16 protein-coding genes and 1 pseudogene are annotated in these 21,024 nt (G+C 47.8%); 12 read left to right on the top strand and 5 right to left on the bottom strand.

Annotated features, from left to right (window positions below):
- The first annotated feature begins 147 nt into the window (after window positions 1-147).
- From CIK88_RS04965 to CIK88_RS04935, 7 genes are all read left to right on the top strand, one after another.
- Window positions 148-1,332 carry an SAM-dependent methyltransferase gene (locus tag CIK88_RS04965; protein WP_094434933.1) on the top strand — a complete coding sequence of 395 codons (1,185 nt, stop codon included), beginning with the start codon at window positions 148-150 and terminating at the stop codon, window positions 1,330-1,332.
- Window positions 1,333-1,408: 76 nt separating this feature from the next.
- Window positions 1,409-2,566 (top strand): GNAT family N-acetyltransferase, encoded by a 1,158-nt coding sequence (locus tag CIK88_RS04960; protein WP_094434931.1) that lies wholly within the window; start codon window positions 1,409-1,411, stop codon window positions 2,564-2,566.
- Window positions 2,567-2,575: 9 nt separating this feature from the next.
- On the top strand, window positions 2,576-4,522 hold the full coding sequence (locus tag CIK88_RS04955; protein ID WP_094434929.1) for a DNA topoisomerase IV subunit B: 1,947 nt from the start codon (window positions 2,576-2,578) through the stop codon (window positions 4,520-4,522).
- Between the two features lie 10 nt (window positions 4,523-4,532).
- On the top strand, window positions 4,533-6,110 hold the full coding sequence (locus tag CIK88_RS04950; protein ID WP_094434927.1) for a S41 family peptidase: 1,578 nt from the start codon (window positions 4,533-4,535) through the stop codon (window positions 6,108-6,110).
- Between the two features lie 21 nt (window positions 6,111-6,131).
- Window positions 6,132-6,947 (top strand): peptide chain release factor N(5)-glutamine methyltransferase, encoded by an 816-nt coding sequence (prmC, locus tag CIK88_RS04945; protein ID WP_094434925.1) that lies wholly within the window; start codon window positions 6,132-6,134, stop codon window positions 6,945-6,947.
- Between the two features lie 5 nt (window positions 6,948-6,952).
- Window positions 6,953-7,426: a regulatory protein RecX gene (locus CIK88_RS04940; RefSeq protein ID WP_371591510.1), complete on the top strand. Its 474-nt coding sequence runs from the start codon at window positions 6,953-6,955 to the stop codon at window positions 7,424-7,426.
- On the top strand, window positions 7,398-8,102 hold the full coding sequence (locus CIK88_RS04935) for a ComF family protein (protein ID WP_094390999.1): 705 nt from the start codon (window positions 7,398-7,400) through the stop codon (window positions 8,100-8,102). The genes CIK88_RS04940 and CIK88_RS04935 overlap by 29 nt, the downstream gene beginning before the upstream one ends.
- A gap of 35 nt (window positions 8,103-8,137) precedes the next feature.
- On the opposite strand, the gene CIK88_RS04930 is transcribed toward CIK88_RS04935, so the two are convergent.
- The 3 genes from CIK88_RS04930 to CIK88_RS04920 all read right to left on the bottom strand — a co-directional run bounded on the left by CIK88_RS04930 (window position 8,138) and on the right by CIK88_RS04920 (window position 12,150).
- The gene (locus tag CIK88_RS04930; RefSeq protein ID WP_371591513.1) at window positions 8,138-8,785 is read right to left on the bottom strand and encodes a septal ring lytic transglycosylase RlpA family protein; all 648 of its coding nucleotides are present in this window, start codon (window positions 8,783-8,785) and stop codon (window positions 8,138-8,140) included.
- A gap of 122 nt (window positions 8,786-8,907) precedes the next feature.
- Window positions 8,908-9,741, bottom strand: coding sequence for a dienelactone hydrolase family protein (locus CIK88_RS04925; RefSeq protein WP_094434921.1), 834 nt, complete (start codon window positions 9,739-9,741; stop codon window positions 8,908-8,910).
- A 21-nt stretch (window positions 9,742-9,762) separates the two neighbouring features.
- A complete protein-coding gene (locus CIK88_RS04920; protein ID WP_094434919.1) occupies window positions 9,763-12,150 on the bottom strand; it encodes a TIM-barrel domain-containing protein in 2,388 nt (795 codons plus the stop codon).
- Window positions 12,151-12,574: 424 nt separating this feature from the next.
- Between CIK88_RS04920 and CIK88_RS04915 the strand changes: the two genes are divergently transcribed.
- From CIK88_RS04915 to CIK88_RS04895, 5 genes and pseudogenes are all read left to right on the top strand, one after another.
- The gene (locus tag CIK88_RS04915) at window positions 12,575-14,068 is read left to right on the top strand and encodes a GH3 auxin-responsive promoter family protein (protein ID WP_094434917.1); all 1,494 of its coding nucleotides are present in this window, start codon (window positions 12,575-12,577) and stop codon (window positions 14,066-14,068) included.
- Window positions 14,065-16,053, top strand: coding sequence for an Ig-like domain-containing protein (locus CIK88_RS04910; RefSeq protein WP_254046655.1), 1,989 nt, complete (start codon window positions 14,065-14,067; stop codon window positions 16,051-16,053). The genes CIK88_RS04915 and CIK88_RS04910 overlap by 4 nt, the downstream gene beginning before the upstream one ends.
- Before the next feature lie 9 nt (window positions 16,054-16,062).
- Window positions 16,063-16,905 (top strand): DUF3108 domain-containing protein, encoded by an 843-nt coding sequence (locus CIK88_RS04905; protein WP_094391004.1) that lies wholly within the window; start codon window positions 16,063-16,065, stop codon window positions 16,903-16,905.
- 25 nt (window positions 16,906-16,930) lie between these two features.
- Window positions 16,931-17,698, top strand: a pseudogene (locus CIK88_RS04900) (ABC transporter ATP-binding protein); the annotation flags it as partial.
- 125 nt (window positions 17,699-17,823) lie between these two features.
- Window positions 17,824-18,840 (top strand): aminotransferase class I/II-fold pyridoxal phosphate-dependent enzyme, encoded by a 1,017-nt coding sequence (locus tag CIK88_RS04895; RefSeq protein ID WP_094391006.1) that lies wholly within the window; start codon window positions 17,824-17,826, stop codon window positions 18,838-18,840.
- Between the two features lie 104 nt (window positions 18,841-18,944).
- Here CIK88_RS04895 and CIK88_RS04890 read toward each other — a convergent pair whose 3' ends face one another.
- Both CIK88_RS04890 and argH read right to left on the bottom strand, forming a co-directional pair.
- Entirely contained in the window at window positions 18,945-19,637 is a 693-nt protein-coding gene (locus tag CIK88_RS04890) for a hypothetical protein (RefSeq protein ID WP_144007230.1), read from the bottom strand.
- 25 nt (window positions 19,638-19,662) lie between these two features.
- Window positions 19,663-21,003: an argininosuccinate lyase gene (gene argH / locus CIK88_RS04885; RefSeq protein WP_094391008.1), complete on the bottom strand. Its 1,341-nt coding sequence runs from the start codon at window positions 21,001-21,003 to the stop codon at window positions 19,663-19,665.
- Window positions 21,004-21,024 lie beyond the last annotated feature (21 nt).

Raw genomic sequence — 21,024 nt, 5'->3', positions numbered from 1 at the left:
ATAACACTGGGAGGGGTCCGCACAACGCTGACTCCTCCTCGTTTTTACAGCCCACAGCCACCCCAAAAGAGTCGCAACCACCAGCGAAGAAAGGCCGCAACCGTTACCGAAGCATCTCCTTCAGTCCTCCATCCCCCATTCCCAACAATGAACGACAGTACCCTAACCTTCATCAAGCAACATCGCAACGATGACATCCGCCAGTTGGCGCTGACGAAACCTGCGTCAGACATCGATCTGAAACTGGCTTTGCAACAGATTGCCGGATGGCAGACTGCACGCCGAAAACTGCCCGACTGGGCAACTTGCGACAACATTCTATACCCACCACACCTCAACATGGAACAGGCATCGAGCCAACAAACGGCTCAATACAAAGCAAACGTCGTGGAGAGATGGGGCGGCAAAGACACTTCCTATGTGGATCTTACAGGCGGCATGGGTATCGATTTCTCGTTCATGGCAAGGGCATTCGACAAGCGAACCTACGTGGAACGCAATGAAATGCTCTGTCAACTGGCACACCACAACTTCCCCATACTGCAGTTGGAAGCCGCCGTTGCCAACGATGATGCAGAAGACTTTGTCAACAAGATGGCGCGTGCTACGGTCATATTCATAGACCCGGCAAGGCGCGACGAACATGGCGCACGCACCTACGGACTGGCTGATTGCACACCAGATGTCACGCTCATGATGCCTGTGTTGCGCGAAAAGGCTGAACATATAGTCATGAAACTATCGCCTATGCTCGACTGGCGAAAGGCGGTTGATGACTTGGGAGGCGCCAGCGAGGTACATATCGTCAGCGTGAAAAATGAATGTAAGGAGCTATTGCTTGTCATCGACCATCGCGCTTCGGCAAATCCAACACTCATTTGTATCAACGATGAACAACGGTTCTGCCCTTCCGACACAACAGAAACACCAACCTGCCAACCCACAGCAACTGACAACAGCGCTTTGGACAACACCTATCTCTATGAACCCAATGCCAGTATCATGAAAGGCGGATGCTTCACTGAAGTGGAACGTGCCTTCGCCATGCAACAGGTGGCTGCCAATTCACACCTCTTCCTAAGCAACACAGCAGTGAAATCATTCCCTGGTAGAAGTTTCATCGTCAAGCAACAATGCTCCTTAAACAAGCGCGAACTGAGAGAAGCACTTGCTGGTATAGACCGCGCCAATGTGGCAGTGCGCAACTTTCCACTATCGGCAGAAGTACTGCGCAAGAAACTCAAGCTGAAAGACGGTGGAGATACATACATCTTCGGCACCACACTTCCAGATGGCAACCACGTATTGTTCGTATGCCGTAAAATAGGTTAAATGTTTGGCTTTTTGTCAGTTTTTCACTACCTTTGCATCAATTCTGGACGTTATTTATAGATAAAAAGAAGAAGAGATGTCATCAATAGAAATAAAGAGAGTAGATAGCCAGAAACTTCTGGAAGACTTCATACAATTCCATTATGACCTGTATAGAGGCAATAAATATGATGCGCCCAACCTATACAGCGACGAGAAACATACGCACAACAAGAAGGAAAACGCGGCTTTCGAATTTTGCGAAGCTGAATATTTCCTCGCCTTTAAAGACGGAAAGATTGTTGGACGCGTGGCTGCCATCATCAATAACCGAGCCAACGAACGCTGGCAGAGAAAAAGCGTGAGGTTCGGATGGATCGACTTCATTGACGATATCGAGGTTTCGAAAGCATTACTTGAGGCCGTTGAACAATGGGGGCGCACCAAAGGTATGACCGAAATGGTAGGACCACTCGGCTATACGGACATGGATCCAGAGGGTATGCTCATTGAAGGATTCGACCAATTGGGTACGATGGCGACTATTTACAACTATCCCTACTATCCCAAACACATGGAACAGATGGGCGGTTGGGAGAAAGACAACGACTACGTGGAGTTCAAACTTATTGTGCCAAAAAAGGGAACGATGCCCGACAAATACGCTAAAATCGCACAAATGGTGATGAAGCGATACAACCTTCACGTAAGAAAGATAAAACGTAGCGAGGTTTTTGGCAAAGAACAGGTGGGAAGAAAAGTGTTCGACGTGGTCAACCAAACATTCGGAAACCTCTACGGATACTCGCAAATGACCGAAGCGCAGATTGACGAATACCTCAAAATGTATTTCCCTGTACTCGACCTCAATCTCGTCACTCTCATAGAAGACTGGAATACGCCAGACCACAAACTGATTGGAGTGGGCATATCTATACCGTCGCTGACTAAAGCACTGCAGAAATGCCACAACGGAAGAATGTTCCCATTCGGCTGGTGGCACTTACTCAAGGCTCTGAAATTCCACAAAACAAAGATTGTAGATCTTATGCTGGTGGGCATTCTGCCTGAATATCAAAACAAAGGCGCTAACGCTTTGCTATTCTACGACCTCATCCCATGGTATCAGAAATATGGCTTTGAATGGGGAGAGACTAATGTCGAGATGGAAACCAACGATAAAGTGCAGAGCCAATGGCAGTATCTTGAACACGTACAACATAAGCGGCGCCGCTGTTATAAAAAGAATATCTAACCTGACAATATGAGCGAAGACATCAACACCAACGAGCAAACCATCAGATATGAAGATGACAATATCCGACATCTGTCGGATATGGAACACGTGCGAACAAGACCGGGCATGTATATCGGACGCCTGGGCGACGGTTCGCTGGCTGAAGACGGCATCTATGTATTGCTGAAAGAGGTCATAGACAACTCTATCGACGAGTTTAAAATGAATGCCGGAGACCGCATAGAAATCAACATCGACGACCAACTGCGGGTGTCGGTGCGCGACTATGGACGTGGCATTCCACAAGGAAAACTTATCGAAGCGGTCAGTATGCTGAATACGGGCGGTAAATATGACTCTAAGGCTTTCAAAAAATCTGTAGGACTCAATGGTGTCGGTATCAAAGCAGTCAATGCGTTAAGCAGTAGGTTTGAAGTGGCATCATATAGAGATGGACAGGTAAGAAGAGCGGTTTTTGAGCGCGGACAACTGCAAAGTGACGTGACAGAAAAGACCGACGACGAGAATGGAACATACATCTTCTTCGAGCCAGACAATACCTTGTTCATCAATTACCAGTTCCACAACGACTTTGTGGAAAACATGCTCCGCAACTATACCTATCTCAATACTGGTCTCGCCATCATGTACAACGGCAGAAGAATACTCAGCCGACATGGTTTGGAGGACTTGTTGAAGGACCGAATGACCAACGATCCCCTATATCCCATCATACACCTCAAGGGAGAAGATATAGAAATTGCATTCACACATGCCAACCAGTATGGTGAAGAATATTATTCGTTTGTCAACGGACAACATACAACTCAGGGCGGTACACATCAAAGTGCATTCAAAGAGCATATCGCCAAGACAATTAAGGAATTTTTCGGGAAATACGAATATGGGGATATTCGAACCGGACTCGTTGCTGCTATTGCCATCAACGTAGAGGAACCGATGTTCGAAAGCCAGACCAAAATCAAGTTGGGATCACTCACTATGTCTCCTAACGATGGAGTCTCTATTAATAAATATGTGGGCGACTTCGTCAAACAGGAGGTGGACAACTACCTGCACATCCATACCGACGTGGCTGAAGTGATAGAGCAGAAGGTGAAAGAGAGCGAACGCGAGCGCAAAGCAATGGCGGGTGTGACCAAGATTGCACGTGAACGGGCAAAGAAAGCTAACTTGCACAACCGCAAACTGCGCGATTGTCGCATCCATTTCAGCGATGCTAAAAACGACAGAAAAGAGGAGAGTTGCATCTTTATCACTGAGGGCGACTCGGCAAGCGGAAGTATCACAAAGAGCAGAGATGTGAATACACAGGCGGTTTTCTCACTGCGCGGTAAACCTCTGAACTCGTTTGGACTGACCAAAAAGGTGGTCTATGAAAACGAAGAGTTCAACCTTTTGCAGGCTGCACTCGATATCGAAGAGAGCCTTGACACGTTGCGCTACAATAAAGTGATAGTGGCTACCGATGCGGATGTCGATGGAATGCACATCCGACTGCTGATCATTACATTCTTCTTGCAGTTCTTTCCAGAACTTGTCAAAAAGGGACACGTATATGTACTACAGACTCCTTTGTTCAGAGTGCGCAACCGTAGAACCAAAATAAAAAACAAAAAGGTGGTGGCAGAAGCTGACGCTAAGACGGAAGGAAAGAAGACTGACTTCATCACACGCTATTGCTATAGCGAAGAGGAACGCATCAATGCCATACAACAATTAGGACCGGACCCGGAAATCACACGATTCAAAGGTCTCGGAGAAATAAGCCCAGAAGAGTTTGCTGGCTTTATCGGACCTGATATCAGACTCGAACAGGTGACGCTGCATAAGAACGACCAGGTGCAAAAGCTATTGGAATACTACATGGGCAAGAACACTATGGAGCGACAGAACTTTATCATCGACAACCTCGTGATAGAGGAAGACCGACCAGAAGACGTTTACGAATAACAAAGAAAACATGATTTCAAAAAGAAATATACTATACCTCATGCTATTGTTGCCGTTGGCTGCCATAGCACAGTTGCGCATCAATATGCGAGGAGAAGCCTTGCGCAAACTGCAAATAGCAGAGATGGCTATCAACAACCTGTATGTGGACACCGTAGATGAACAGCGATTGGTGGAAGACGGCATACGAGGTATGCTCGAAAAACTCGATCCGCACAGCAGTTACCTTACCGCAAAAGAGGTGGAAGCAAGCAACGAACCACTGCAAGGCAACTTCGAGGGCATCGGTGTGCAGTTTAATATGTCGGAAGATACACTACTCGTGATACAACCCGTGGTAGGCGGTCCGTCTGAAAAGAAAGGCATCATGGCGGGCGACAGAATAGTCACCGTCAATGATACTGCGATTGCTGGCGTAAAAATGTCGCGCGAAGAAATCATGCGCAGCCTGCGCGGACGAAAGGGAACATTAGTGCGCTTGGGCGTTGTACGCCGCGGTATCAAGGGCATGCTGCATTTCGATATCATCCGCGACAAGATTCCTGTGAAGACTATCGATGCCTCATATATGATCAGACCAACGATAGGATATATCCGAATCGGTAGCTTCGGGGCACAAACCCACGAAGAATTTCGCGAACGCCTCAAAGCTTTAAAGGCACAAGGCATGACCTCGCTCATACTTGACCTGCAAGGAAACGGTGGCGGATATATGCACGCTGCAGTGGAAATTGCCAACGAGATGCTTCACGCTGGCGACCTTATTGTATATATGGAAGGGCGACAAGCCTCACGCAAAGATTATAAAGCACGCGGAAAAGGACTCTTTGAGGAAGGTCAGCTCGCTGTGTTGATTGACAGTTACTCGGCTTCAGCCGCTGAAATCGTGACGGGTGCCATACAAGACCAAGATCGCGGCATCGTGGTTGGACGTCGATCATACGGTAAAGGTCTGGTACAACGACCTGTTGACCTGCCCGATGGATCAATGATTCGACTGACTATAGCCCACTATTTCACACCATCTGGACGCTGTATCCAAAAACCATACGTGAAAGGAAAAGCAGAAGATTACGCCATGGATGTATATAACAGACTGACCAGTGGCGAACTGCAACATGCAGACAGCATACATTTTGCCGACTCACTGAAATGCTATACACTGCGCCAACACCGTACGGTTTATGGCGGAGGAGGTATCATGCCCGACCATTATGTGCCACTCGATACTACAATCTATACTCCCTTCTACAGAGAGATTGCTGCCAAATCATATATCATCAATGCCAATCTGCGCTATGTGGATACACATCGCAAGCAGTTGCAAAAGCAGTATCCTGTGTTTGAGACTTTCAAAAACACCTATGAAGTGCCGCAAGATGTGATTGACCAAATGTTGGCAGAGGCTGCAAAAGACGGTGTCAAACCAAAAGACGATGCCGAATTGCAAAAGTCACTCCCATCCCTTCGTCTCCAAATGAAGGCACTTGTGGCACGCGACCTATGGAATATGGATGAGTATTTCTCTATCATGAATGAGCAAAACGACATCGTGATGAAGGCTATCCAGCTGTTGCAACACCCCTAACCCACTTCTATTGCAGTAGGAATGACGTACAATACGCTTTGTAAACAACTGGCATTGACCTACGACGAGGGTGAGGCAAAAGCCATTGCACGCTTGGTTTATGAAGTGCGCTATGGTTTATCACTCACCGATATCTGTCTCGGACGCGACGCAGACACCGATGACAGCGACCTCAAACAAGTGGCAGAACGATTAAAAAACCATGAGCCCGTGCAGTATGTATTAGGCAAGACGCAGTTTTGCGGACATACTTTCCATACCGACCGACGGGCTTTAATACCCAGACCTGAGACCGGAGAACTCTGTCAATGGATGCTTTCCACACCATTCAGCAGTTTGCTCGATATCGGAACAGGCAGTGGTTGCATTGCCATCACTATGGCATTGGCACAGCCAAAAGCACAGATTACAGCATGGGATATATCCCCCGATGCCCTTTCGCTGGCTTCAGAAAATGCACAAAACCTGAACGCACATGTTGATTTCATATTGCGCGATGCACTACAAAATCATGAAGATGATAATCAGCGCTATGACATTATCGTGAGCAATCCGCCATATATCTGTCAAAACGAGGCTGAAGCGATGGAGAAAAACGTACTCGATTACGAACCACACACAGCACTTTTCGTGCCAGATAGCGATCCGCTGCGATTCTATTGCGCCATTGCACGCTATGCCTTAACGGCACTTCTACCGCAAGGTTACCTTTATTTCGAAATCAATCCACTCTATGCCGATGATCTCTGCACAATGCTTCACAATGCTGGATTCAGCGAAGTGACGCCCCGTAGCGATGCTTTTGGCAAAATACGCTTTATCCGTTGCCGCCGATGAACACGATGACAGAACAAGAAGCCTACCTCCGCTTGGCTGCATTATGTGCTCAAGCTGAACACTGCGAATATGAGATGCAGGAGAAAATGCGCCGTTGGGAAATTGCTGACGATGCTCAGGCGAGAGTGATGCAACGGCTGATAACCGAGCGATATGTAGATGATGAGCGCTTTGCACGTGCTTTTGCCAACGACAAAGTGAAATACAATAAATGGGGACGACGCAAGGTCGAACAGGCCATGTGGCTGAAACACATTGCCGAAGACATACGCCAACGAGTGCTCGACAGTATCGACGACGAGGAATACATTGCCATTCTGCGCCCATTGCTACAACAGAAAAGACGCTCAGTAAAGGCCCGTAACGACAATGAACTGCGGCAGAAGCTCATCAAATTTGCCATCGGCAGAGGATTCACCATGGATATTATCAAACAGTGTATCAGTATCGATGACGAAGAAGAATACGATATGGAATAGGCTTCTCGACACCATTCTGCCCCGCCATTGCAGTATCTGCGACAGTCGGTTGGGCTTCGACGAGAAAGCCATTTGTGGCAGTTGTGCCACAAGACTGCCGCGTACCCACTACGAACTGACGGCAGACTATAATCCTATGACCGTCTTGTTTCAAGGTATCGTACCTATAGAAAAGGCTGTGGCATTCGTCCATTTCAATCCTCACAATGCTTCAGCGCGCCTCATTTATGCTATAAAATACTACCGGCATCCTGACTATGCGATGGCTATGGGGGAAATCATGGCAAAAGAACTATTATCCTCAGGGTTCTTTAACGATATAGATGCCATCGTTCCGGTACCACTTTCGCGCCGCCGGCTACATCAACGAGGCTACAACCAAAGCGAATACTTGGCACGTGGAGTCAGTAAAATCACCTCTATTCCAGTAATTACCAAAGCGCTCCGTCGCAAGCATTTCCTACAAAGTCAAACGATGTTGGGGCACACTGAACGCCAGAAAAATGTGGAAAACATGTTTGTATTACGTGATGCCTCAGCACTTTCTGACCGACATATCCTATTGATAGACGACATCTGCACTACAGGTGCCACCGCCATGGCCTGTATTCAAGAGATGCAAGTAGCAAAAAATATACGCTTCAGCATACTGACGCTTGGGTTGACAGACCATTAAACTGCCATTCCAAAAAGATGATGAAGACCATGAAATCATCTCTTTTTCTGCTTCTCGACAGGTTGCACTTTGTGAACAGCCGACTTACTTGTATGTGCAGCAGACCTTCCGGAAGCCTTCCCCGTACCTTTACTATGAGATGTAGCAGACTTACCTGAAACCTTCTCCGTGGCTTTATTTGGATGCATTGCAGACTTTCCTGTGGATTTTCCTGCCGTTTTTTTCGCAGGAACAGCAACAGTTTTTTCATCTTCATCTTGCCATTGCGGAACGATTTTATCATCGCTTTCGGTCATTTCCAAATCGAGTTCAGGCACATCAAAACCGTCATCTGGCTTGAATGGTATCTCTACTTTTCGCTTATAAACCGATACCTCAACCATGGCAACACCCTGCGCTACGATGCCCAACTCACGGGCAGCGCGATAGGAAAGATCGATGACACGACCACGGGAAAAAGGTCCTCGGTCGATAACGCGTACTACAACTTCCTTGCCATTGGCAGGATTTCTCACTTTTAGGAGTGTGCCGAAGGGGTGTGTGCGATGCGCACAGACCAGACTGTCACTATGGATACGTTCTCCACTTGCCGTTCTTGAACCATTAGCGTGCTTCGAATAAAAGGTTGCTTTACCTTTCTGTTGAGCAGCCGAAGGCATCCCGATGGCAGCCAAAACAGCCATAAGGATGGAATACAGATACGATTCCAGAGTTCTTAGTTGCTTTGATAGACTTTTCATTGTTATAGTGATTGACCACCAACAGCGTCTCTTTGGTCAGAAAACAGATGTGTCGGTGGTACGGATTATTTGTCGTTATCAAGTTCAAGTTCGAGTTCATCAGTTCGCCGCTTTATATCGCGGTAAGCCTGTGACAGGTCGGTTTTGGTAATATCGATATTTGTGTTAATCGGTCGCCGTGGGTCGCTTAATGCGTGTTGAAACAACCAATCATACGTTTTGTCGGTATAGAAGAAGCGTGCCAAAGCACCATGTGATGCTCCAGGCATCCAGTCATAACGCAAACGCTCGGTAGCTCCGAGTATTTTCATCCCTTCAACCACCTTCTGTGATTCGCGCACCGATACGGCGCGGTCTGCAGTTCCATGCACTATCCATAATGGTAATTCACCCAATCCACGATAGTCTTTCAGCGTAGAACCGCCACATAGTGCTATTGCCGCAGCTATTTTGTCAGGATAAGTACCTGCGAAATCCAGTGTACCATAGCCTCCGAGACTCATACCTATTACATATACGCGTGTATCGTCAAATGAATAGTTCTTCTTCATCCACTCCAGAATATTGTTAAGGCGGCGTGGATTCCATGCCCCGCCTGGGTTTTGTGGGGTAACTATAAGTGCGGGAATCTGTCTTCCCATCTTAACGGCATCAACAGGGCCATATTGCAAACAGCGTTTCATATCGCGTCCACAGCGGCTTGCACCATGAAGGAAGATTATCAATGGAGTTTGTTCCTGCGAGAAATAATAGTCATCTGGCGTATATACCCAAAAGTCGTAGCCGTCTTTCACAACCCCTTTCTTTGCCGACAATAAGTCATACTGCGCCCATGTTGCTGTGTGTAACATCAGCAACAAGAGTGTCAGTATGTTTGTATGCAGCGTTCTTTTCGTCATATATACGCTCACTTTCTGATTTTATCGTTTAATTTTTACCGTTGTTTTCTTACCATTATAGGCCACTTTATAAATGGTATTATCGGGCATCTTCACCTCAAAGACACGCTTTTGGAGCATTCCTTTGAATTTTCCGCGACGCTGTCCGATAGTCAGCAAATGCTGTTTTTCGTTCCATGTCATAGGAATTTCGGCATATTGTCCACGTTGGTAGTTGAAGTTGTCGCCCTCATCTTCATAGAGTGTAAACGATGCATCACATCCTGGATAAACCAATAGTGTGAGCACATCCCATGGTCTTTCGTCGCTATACTGTCGGTCATCACCCATCGGCACAATGCTTCCCGCCTTGACATAGAGTGGTGAGTGTGCTATTGGTGCATCAGCTTTGATGGTCTGTCCGCCTTTATATAACTGTCCTGTCCAATAGTCATACCAGTCAGCCCCTTGTGGCAGATAGACATCAAAAAGCTTTTTCTGACTCCAATCCACCGTTGGCCATCCGTTTTCATACTCATTGTTATCGTGTCTATCCCAGCCCGATTGCTCGTCGGTCTTTACTATTTTCTCCTCAGTAAAGAGTGGATCAAGCACTGGGCAGACTAAGAAGCTGTGACCAAACATATATTGTCGTCCATTGTTCCACACATTTTTATCGTTGCGGAAGTCCATCACCAAGGGACGCATAAACGAGTCATCGTTGGCACTTACCTGCCAGCTTTGACTATAGATATATGGCAATAGGCGATAACGCATCTTTACGGCATCAAGCAATGCATCATATACAGGTTCGCCAGGTTTGCCGTAGTAATAGAGTTCTCGATATACCTCAGTACCGTGGCTACGCATCATTGGTGTGAAAAGTCCGAACTGCATCCATCGCACGTATAGTTCTTGGAACTGTGGATTAGTTGTTCCAGTATTGTCGAGATAGGTGCGGTTGTATGCATTGGCAAAGAATCCGCCTATGTCGGTATTCACATTGGGGTTGGCGCAAAGTGTGTGATTCAGACAAAGTGGCACTTGTGCGCGAAAAGACTGCCACGAACTGCCCACGTCTCCACTCCACGTATGTGCTCCATAGCGCTGTTGTCCGGCGAAGAAGGAACGTGTAAGAATGAAAGGTCGATGTATTGAATCCACCTTACGCTGGTTTTGATCCACTCCTCCAACCGCCATCAAGGCAAATGCATTTCGTACAGATCTCCAGCTACCCATGCTGCATTTTTCGTCAAGGTCACTATCCTTAAACTGGCAATGGTCGGGATCTGTAGAGTCCATCCACCATGCATCGATCCCCATCTGATGGAGTTTTGATAGATATTTCCAATAGATATCGCGTGCCACAGGCGAGTAGCAGTCATAAACACGTACACCAGACGGATAGTCCTGACGTGGTGGCCACTGGGTAAGTCCCGACTCTGGCCATGTTTTGAAATGGAAGAGCAATCCCTTTTCATCGAGTTCACGATATGGTTTTGTATGTGGTCCGAACGATGCCCATACCGAAATGGTGAGATGTGCATGACGTTGGTGCACCTCATCTATCATAGCTTGTGGATTACTGAACGCATCATTAAGAAACTCCATAGCGTTCCAGTTGTAGTTACCACCCCAGTATTGCCAGTCTTGTATTATTCCGTCGAATGGTATTCCCATTTTGCGATAGCGTCTTACCACGTCGAGCAGTTCGTTTGCCGACTTGTATCTCTCACGACTTTGATGGAATCCATAGGTCCAACGTGGCACCATAGGCACTTTTCCGCTTAGCCACCGCATCTGTCGGATGACGCCATCAGCATCGTTACCATACATGAAATAGTAGTCAACAGCCTTTCCTACCTGACTCTCCAGTTGCAGTGTATCATCGTCGTTGATTGTTGTTGGCGAGTAATTGTCCCAATAGATGCCATATCCTTTAATGCTCTGGAAGAAATGAGTAAAGTCTTCCAGATTAGTTTGTATCATCAGTCTGTGTTCTCCTCTGAGATTCATTTTTCCGCTCTGCATCATTCCCAAGCCATAGATGGGCTCATCTTTTTCCAGTGCAAAAGCTTGTTTTACGCGATACGATCCCTTGTCTATACCCTCTGTAATAGGCGTAAAGGCAAAGTCTCCTTCAGTCATAAGCGTTGTACCGTCGGCTTTTGCAAAGCTTACCTGTTGCGATTTATCATCCACGGTAACGGTCAATGCATTCGTCCGATAGACTGTTTTGCCATCCGCCTTCTTGACACTGACCGCCACTTTTTGCGGTGTAGCCGTTATAACAAGGCTTTTCTTTTCTGCAAACTGCCCATCTGTAGTCTTCTCCACATGTACCACAGTAGGTGAGAAGAAGGTGATTTTCTGTGCTTCCATGCTTTCGAAACAAAGCAATGCAAGAGTGATAGAGATAATTTTCTTCATTGTTATTAGTTGTTTTATTTGAAGTTGATAAGCGCCCTCATTAGGGCTTTTCAGTTAGTATATTGGTTACAAAGGTAGTATATTTCTTTGATTTCTGATAAAAAAGCATGGTTTTTCCATTCAAAAATAAGAATTTGTAACTATATTAAATACAATGAAACACACGAAGTTAAATTTTATAAGCACCAAATGCCAATTGCTCATGATTCTGTCAAACGCTGCGTATGTGGCTTGTAGAAGTCACATAGAAGTCTTGCAGATATAAGAAAAACGAGTTTTTCTTTTGTACTTCGCTCACTTAATCGTACCTTTGTGACTACGTCGCGAAGGTGAAATGCACCTCGGAAATACAAAAGAAAATGGTCTTTTCTTTTGTATTTCGCTCGGTTTGCACTACCTTTGCACCTTGTATAATAATACAGATATGAGTTTAACAAATATTGTACGCCACATCTTCGTGCATCGCATGCATGAACTGGAACGCCATCAGAAGGAGGGCGAAGCCCTTCAGTGCGAGGTGTTGCACCGCCTGCTTGCTCAAGCATCCAACACCGAAATAGGACGCAAATATGCATTTTCAGCCACGAAAGACTATGATACTTTCGTGCGAAACTGCCCCGTCAACACCTACGAAGAACTGAAAGAACAGATAGATCGCATGCGCCACGGAGAGACAAATATCCTCTGGAACGGACGTGTGAAATGGTATGCCAAATCGAGTGGCACTACGAACGACAAGTCGAAATTCATTCCTGTCAGCAGCGACGGTCTGAGAAATATCCACTACAAAGGTGGCTTCGACTCTGTAGCCCTCTATCTCCGCAACAATCCTCAATCTCGATTGTTTGACGGCCGCGCATTGATTTTAGGCGGCAGCCATGCTCCCAACTATAATCTGCCAGATTCTTTGGTAGGCGACCTCAGCGCCATTCTCATCGAAAACATCAATCCTTTGGCAAATTTGGTGCGCATTCCGAAGAAGAAGACCGCATTGCTTGAAGACTTTGAAGTGAAGCGCGACCGCATTGCCCACGAAGCACTCCACAAGAATGTGACCAACATATCAGGCGTTCCCTCATGGATGTTATCGGTATTAAACCGTGTCATGGAGATTTCTGGCAAGACCCATTTGGAAGAAGTATGGCCCAATCTTGAAGTATTCTTCCATGGCGGAGTGGCTTTCACCCCCTACCGCAAGCAGTATGAACAACTTATCACGTCACCCAAAATGCATTATATGGAAACGTATAATGCGAGCGAAGGATTCTTCGGCCTACAGGATGACCCATCCGACAAAGCGATGTTGCTCATGCTCGACTATGATGTTTTCTACGAGTTCCAAGAGATGGGCACCGACAACATCGTTCCGTTATGGGGCGTTGAAAAGGACAAAAACTATGCCATGATAATCACTACATCATGCGGATTATGGCGATACATGATCGGTGATACCATCCGATTCACCTCCACCAACCCATATAAGTTTGTTATCTCAGGTCGTACCAAGAGCTTTATCAACGCTTTTGGCGAGGAACTCATCGTAGATAATGCCGAACAGGGGCTGGCTTATGCCTGTCAACAAACAGGTGCCGAGGTGCTGGAATACACCGCAGCCCCCGTTTTCATGGATGCCAATGCCAAATGTCGCCACCAGTGGTTGATTGAATTCAGCACCCCTCCAGCCGATTTGCAGCAGTTCTCCGACCTGCTTGACCGTCGCCTACAAGAGCTCAACAGCGACTATGAAGCCAAACGCTATAAGAATATCACCCTGCAACATCTGGAGATTATCCCTGCCAGAAAGGGACTTTTCAACGATTGGCTTAAGCAACGCGGCAAATTAGGCGGTCAGCACAAAGTGCCACGCCTAAGCAATTCGCGTGAACATATCGAACAGCTTCTCAAACTGCAATCATGAACAGACCCACAAACAGACACTTCCAGTTGATACTCATAGCAGCCCTATCCCTGCTGATGGTGGCATGCGCACGTATGGGACAACCCGATGGCGGATGGTTTGACGATGATCCACCCCGCATCATCGGCTCCAATCCAGCCGATCAGGCTGTCGGTGTGAACTCCAAAAGAATAACCATACAGTTTGATGAGTATATCAAGCTGGAGGATGCCACACAGAATGTTATCGTCTCTCCACCACAATTGGAGATGCCCGAGATTAAGGCAACGGGTAAAAAGATTGTTGTTGACTTGAAAGACTCACTAAAGGCCAACACCACCTACACCATCGACTTCAGCGATGCCATCAGCGACAACAACGAAAACAATCCGTTGGGCAACTACACCTTCACCTTCTCTACCGGTGAACGCATCGACACTTTCGAGGTGGCAGGAACGGTGCTCGACGCCTCAAACCTCGAACCTATCAAAGGCATACAAGTTGGGCTCTATGCCGATCTGGCAGACTCAGCGTTCCGCACCAAGCCCCTTTTGCGCGTTGCCCGTACCGATGGCAGAGGCCGTTTCGTCATCAAAGGTGTTGCACCTGGCGAGTATCGCGTCTATGCGCTACAAGATGCCGATGGCAATTATATGTTCAATCAGAAGAGCGAGATGGTGGCTTTCTCCCATACCACCTATAAACCGTCAGCCGGACCAGATATCCGACAGGACACCATCTGGCGTGATTCCTTGCGTATCGATAATATATTGCGAGTGCCATACACCCACTTCTATCCCGACGACATCATCCTTCTGGCCTTCCAAGAAGTTCAAACCGACCGCTATCTGCTGAAACAACCAGAGCGAAAAGATGCCGACCGCTTCACTTTATATTTCAGTTATGGCAACCCACAATTGCCAGAAATACGCGGCTTCAACTTCGATGAGAAAGACGCCTTCGTTCTTGAGGCCAGCGAAAAGAAGGACACACTGACCTATTGGTTGCGCGATACGGCACTGGTCAACCAAGATACGCTATCCATGCAACTCTCCTATCTCATGACCGACTCTACCGGAGTACTCGTCACACAGATTGATACGGTAGATGTGATAGCCAAAACCAGCTACGCCAAACGGCAGAAAGACCTGAAAAAACAGGTTGAGAGTTGGGAAAAGGAGCAAGCTAAACTCAAAAAGCAAGGCGAGCCCTACGACAGTATCATGCCGCGCGAGCCACTTAAAGTGCAGTATAACGTGCCCGGCACCATGGCACCAGACAGTCGTCCCACCATCAATATGCCCGCTCCACTGGCTCGATGCGACACCGCCTCTATCCACCTATATACTAAGGTTGATACCCTTTGGTATCGTGTGCCCGTTGATGTGCAGCGTCGCGACTCATTGCTCCGCACGTATGATGTGCTTGCCGAATGGACAGCCGGTAGCGAATACAGCTTAGAAGTAGATTCCGCCGCCTTCGAAGACATCTACGGCAACGTATCGAAACCCTTCAAACAAGGCATTAAGATCAGCACCCTCGATGAGTTCTCGACCATCGTCTTGCAACTCGCAGGCGTCACCGACACCACCTATGTGGTAGAGTTGCTCGACCAAAGCGAGAAGACCATCAAGCAAGTGCGTACCGAAGCCAATGGCGATGCCGTATTCTTCTATGTCAAACCCGGTGGCTATTACGCACGTGCCTTCCGCGATCGCAACGGCAATGGCGTATGGGATACAGGCAACTACGATGCCAACTTACAACCAGAGGAAGTATATTATTTCCCCGGACGCATAGACTGTAAGGAGAAATGGGACATCACCCGCCCTTGGAATCTTACCGCCACACCGCTCAACATGCAGAAGCCCGGCGAGATAACCAAGCAGAAACCGGATAAAGAGAAACAGAAGTTACTCAATAGAAATGCCGAGCGCGCACGTCGTTTGGGTATTTCCTACTACAAGAACGGCGTGTTGCAAACCGCTAACAACAACTCTAAATGACGATAAAAGATGAAACACCTGAATACCAACGGCAGACGCCTATTGCTCATGCTGATGCTCTGTCTGCCACTTTTCTCACACACCGTCACCACCTCGCAAGCGCAATGTGGCATCCACAACACCGCCTTCAAATCGGGCGAGTATCTCTCCTACGACCTCTATTTCAATTGGAAATTCGTATGGGTGAAGGTCGGCACGGCATCTATGTCCACCGTACAATCGACCCACAAAGGTGTGCCTGCCTTCCGGTCGAGCCTCATCACGCGTGGTAACGACAAGCTCGACAATATGTTTATCATGCGCGATACCCTGCTATGCTACACCACTACCGATATTACCCCACTTTATTACCGCAAAGGAGCACGCGAGGGCAAGCGCTATTACGTAGATGAGTTATGGTATAGCTACCCTAAGGGAAACAGCCACTTGAAGATGCATCGCATCGATGCCGACGGTAAACACCACTGGAAACAAGCAGAGTATAAGGACTGCATCTACGACATGATGAGCATTTTCCTTCGTGCACGCAACTTCGACACATCCAAGTTGCGCAAGGGCGAGAATATCCCCATGCCCATCAGCGATGCCAGACACCTAAGCAACTCATGGTTGAAATACGGCGGAAAGACTACGCTGAAGATGAAAAACAGCAATGCGAAGTTCCGTTGTCTGATATTCTCATTTATCGAACGTGAGGACGGCAAGAACCACGAACTCATACGTTTCTTCGTCACCGACGATAAGAATCACCTGCCCGTACGCTTGGATATGTTCCTTTCGTTCGGATCTGCCAAAGCCTATCTCACAGGCATGAAGGGTCTGCGCAACGAACTCACTTCAAAAGAGAAATAATTCCCAGCATACAAAAGTCAACCTCATGGAAACCGTAGAACTCAGACATCTCACCATCGGGTATATCGTCAAAGGACAGCAACGCATCGTGGTCAGCGATATCAACGCAACCATCAATGCCAGCGAACTGACTTGTTTGTTGGGGCAGAACGGTATCGGCAAATCCACACTGCTGCGCACTTTGTCGGCATTCCAACCCGCCCTTTCCGGCGAAATCTATCTCGACGGCACTCCGCTGACAGCCCTTTCGTCGCGCCAACTCAGCAAGAAAGTGGGTGTAGTACTGACTGAAAAGCCCGATGTGCGCAATATGTCTGTAGAAGAAATGGTAGGCATGGGGCGTTCGCCCTATACCGGTTTCTGGGGTTCACTCGATGCTGACGACCACCAAATGATAGACGAAGCCATCCGTTTGGTAGGCATCGACCGGCTTAGACGCCGTCCAGTTCACACGTTGAGCGACGGTGAACGCCAGAAATGTATGATAGCCAAAGCCCTTGCGCAGCAAACACCCACCATCTATCTCGATGAGCCAACAGCCTTTCTCGACTTTCCCAGCAAGGTTGAGATGATGCAATTGCTGCGACGACTGGCACACGAACAACAGAAAACGATATTTCTTTCCACCCATGATGTAGAACTCGCCATGCAGTTGGCAGACCGCATTTGGCTGATGGAACCCGACCGTTTGAGCATCGACACCCCTCACCAGCTCGCCGCCGACGGTTCGCTGAGTCGCTTCATCGAGCGCCCTGGCATACATTTCGATACTAACGATATGACCATACGGGTGGCACGTCAGACATGAACGAGCCGCCCTATATATATAAATAAGGTGTAGCCCTACACCTTGACAGGCATTACTTCACTTATTACCAAACATCCAACGATTCCTAAACTCTCCAGAAGAATAAGACAATGATAGAAGGACACGGTGACGATCTCTACCGCTACAACAGTCAGGTGCGCATCAATTTCAGTTCCAACATCTGCCAACAGACAGACCATACAGCCCTGAAAGCCCATCTTGCCAACCATCTTGACCTTGTAAACCACTATCCGGAACCTCAGCCTCGGAAGCTCGAAGAACAGTTGGCCGAGTATCACGACATCCCTGCCGAATGCGTGATGGTGACCAGCGGTGTGACCGAAGCCATCTATCTCATAGCCCAGATGACGCGTGGCGGCATGTCTGTCATCCCCCAACCCACTTTCAGCGAGTATGCCGATGCTTGTCGCCTCAACGAACATATCATCAGCTATGAGTATGAAAACGACCAGAAGTTGCTGCCTACGCGCCGCATCTACTGGCTCTGCAATCCTAATAATCCAACAGGAGGAGTGATGACCGAAGGCATCATCGACCATCTTATCGCCACCAATCCCATCCACCTTTTCGTGGTCGATCAGTCGTATGAAGGTTATACCGCCGCAAAATTAGTAGATGTGAAACAAGTGATGCGCTATCCCAACCTCATTCTGCTCCATTCGCTGAGCAAGCGTTATGCGGTGCCGGGCATGCGTGTAGGCTATGTGACAGCACATCCTGAGATATTGCGACACCTCCGCCAGTACCAGCGCCCATGGTCGGTAGGAGCCTTGGCTATCGAGGGTGCACGCTTTCTGATCGCTCAAGACAAGCCCGCCATCAGCGACCTTGAGGGACTGTTGAAAGAGACCGCACGCCTTCGCGATGCTTTGCGTGCCCTCCCTGGCATCAGCGTTTACGACACCGACAGCACTTTTATGCTCTGTATGATAGAGCAAGCCAGCAGCCTTCAACTGAAGAATTGGCTGATAGACCATGAGGGCATTCTGATTCGCAACTGTTCAAACTTTGCCAATCTATCGCCCCACCACTTCCGCATAGCCACCCAGAGTCCTGAAGAAAACGATGTCCTCATCAGTGCTTTGCATCGCTTTCTGAACGAATAGAGTCATTGCGGCTGACCAGTCGCTATGTCTTGTCAGCACATGAGAATACTGGATAGAGGTCTATGCGACTTCCATCCATTGCCTATCGGATAAACCTTGGTAGATTATTGTCGTGAGAAAACAGAAACAACCCCCGTTGGCCCGGTACAATTGACCAGTGCGTATTGTTCCAGTTTATGGTCGTCTTTACCGCCATTGACCACTATGCCCCGATTGTTGAGCATATATTGTCGCTTGCAAGTGGGACAGGTCGCCATGCCTTTATGATCCATTTGGATGATATACTTGCTACTTCCCAGCGAATTGCCGTTTCTCACACAGTTTGGACACTGTGCATCATAAGCAATAAATCCGCCGTTTGGCGTCGTATTAAAAGTTTGATAGCCCACAATGATGCCGTTGCTGAGTCCGAGCTGATAGTGGCTCTCGCTCTCTGCCGCCGTTTCGCGCTGTGTGGATGAAAGTCCGTCAGAATTGGTAAACACGAGGTGTTTCGCTCCTTGTCTTACGCTTTCGGTGATATGACAAAATATGCCACGCGACATGCTGTTGGTGGCTGTGGCGAGTGTTTGGTCGAGATGGAGTCCGTTATCATAGACAAAGCGACAGGGCCATGCACTGAATTCAGGGTCTGTGGAGCATGCCGTTGCCATCAGCAGTACTGCCACACCTGCCGTAAGGCGCCTTGTCCAAAGAGAAAGGTGCCCTGTCCAAGCAGAAAGTCGCCTTCCCGTTGGTGTTGACACAACGGTAGGGCGACTATCCATATTATAATGTTTGCTATAGCCTTCAGCCATATTGTTCTGTTGTTTGCCTTATGGTTTAAGCGTTTTCCAACAGCGATTTTTCTGCATCGGTGACACGGTTGAAACCGAAACCTCCAAGCACTTGCTGCATCAGATCGGCTATCTTGTCGTTGCAGAGATTGCCTATCGAACCCTCATGCGTATGGTGTATGTCCTTGTTGGGTGTGAAAGTTCCAGCCTCGATATCGAGCCCAACCTTCTTATACGCATCGCGGAAGGGCATTCCGGCAGCAGCCAAACGGTTGACTTCCTCTACGGAGAACATCGGGTCGTACATGGGATTGTCGAGAATATCCTCGCGCACTTCAATCTTATTGATGATGTATGCCGCCATCTGCAAACAGTCTTTCAGTTCGTCGAAAGCAGGCAAGAACACCTCTTTGATAATCTGCAGATCGCGGAAATAACCCACGGGGAGATTGTTCATGATGAGTGTCACCTGTTGTGGCAAAGCCTGAATCTTGTTGCATTTCGCACGGATGAGTTCGAAGACATCGGGATTTTTCTTGTGGGGCATGATGCTACTTCCGGTGGTACACTCTTTTGGAAGTTTCACAAACGAGAAGTTTTGCGAGTTGAAGAGACACGCATCAAATGCCATTTTAGCAAGTGTTCCTGCTATAGTAGCCATGGCAAATGCCACGTTGCGCTCCATTTTTCCTCGTCCCATCTGCGCATAAACCACGTTATAGTCCATAGAATCGAATCCCAAGAGGTCTGTGGTCATCTGTCTGTTGAGTGGGAACGACGATCCATATCCTGCTGCTGATCCCAACGGGTTACGGTTGGTCATCTTGTATGCTGCTTGCAGAAAGAGCATATCGTCTGCCAACGACTCGGCGTAGGCGCCAAACCATAGTCCGAAGGATGATGGCATTGCCACCTGCAGATGGGTGTAGCCCGGCATGAGCACGCTTTTATACTGTTCGCTCTTAGCGAGCAATTCGTCGAAAAGCACTTTCACCCCGTCTGCCAGTTCCATGAGTTGATGGCGTGTAAAGAGTTTCAAATCCACCAATACTTGGTCGTTGCGTGATCGGCCTGAGTGTATTTTCTTACCCATGTCGCCCAGTTTTCGTGTCAACATGAGTTCCACTTGTGAGTGTACATCCTCCACTCCGTCTTCTATGCGAAATTCGCCGCGCTGGCAAATGGCATATATTTGTTTGAGTTCAGCCAACAGTTGTTTCAGTTCGTCGGCTTCCAAGAGGCCAATACTCTCAAGCATAGTGATATGTGCCATAGATCCCATCACATCGTAGGGTGCGAGGTAGAGATCCATCTCACGGTCGCGTCCCACGGTGAAGCGCTCTATTTCTGCATTCACCTCAAAGTTCTTCTCCCAAAGTTTATTCATCTGTCGTGTATAATATATAAT

It is taken from the genome of Prevotella sp. P5-50 (genome assembly GCF_002251295.1).
Classification (GTDB): Bacteria; Bacteroidota; Bacteroidia; order Bacteroidales; family Bacteroidaceae; genus Prevotella.
This window is presented reverse-complemented; position numbering and strand designations above follow the sequence as displayed.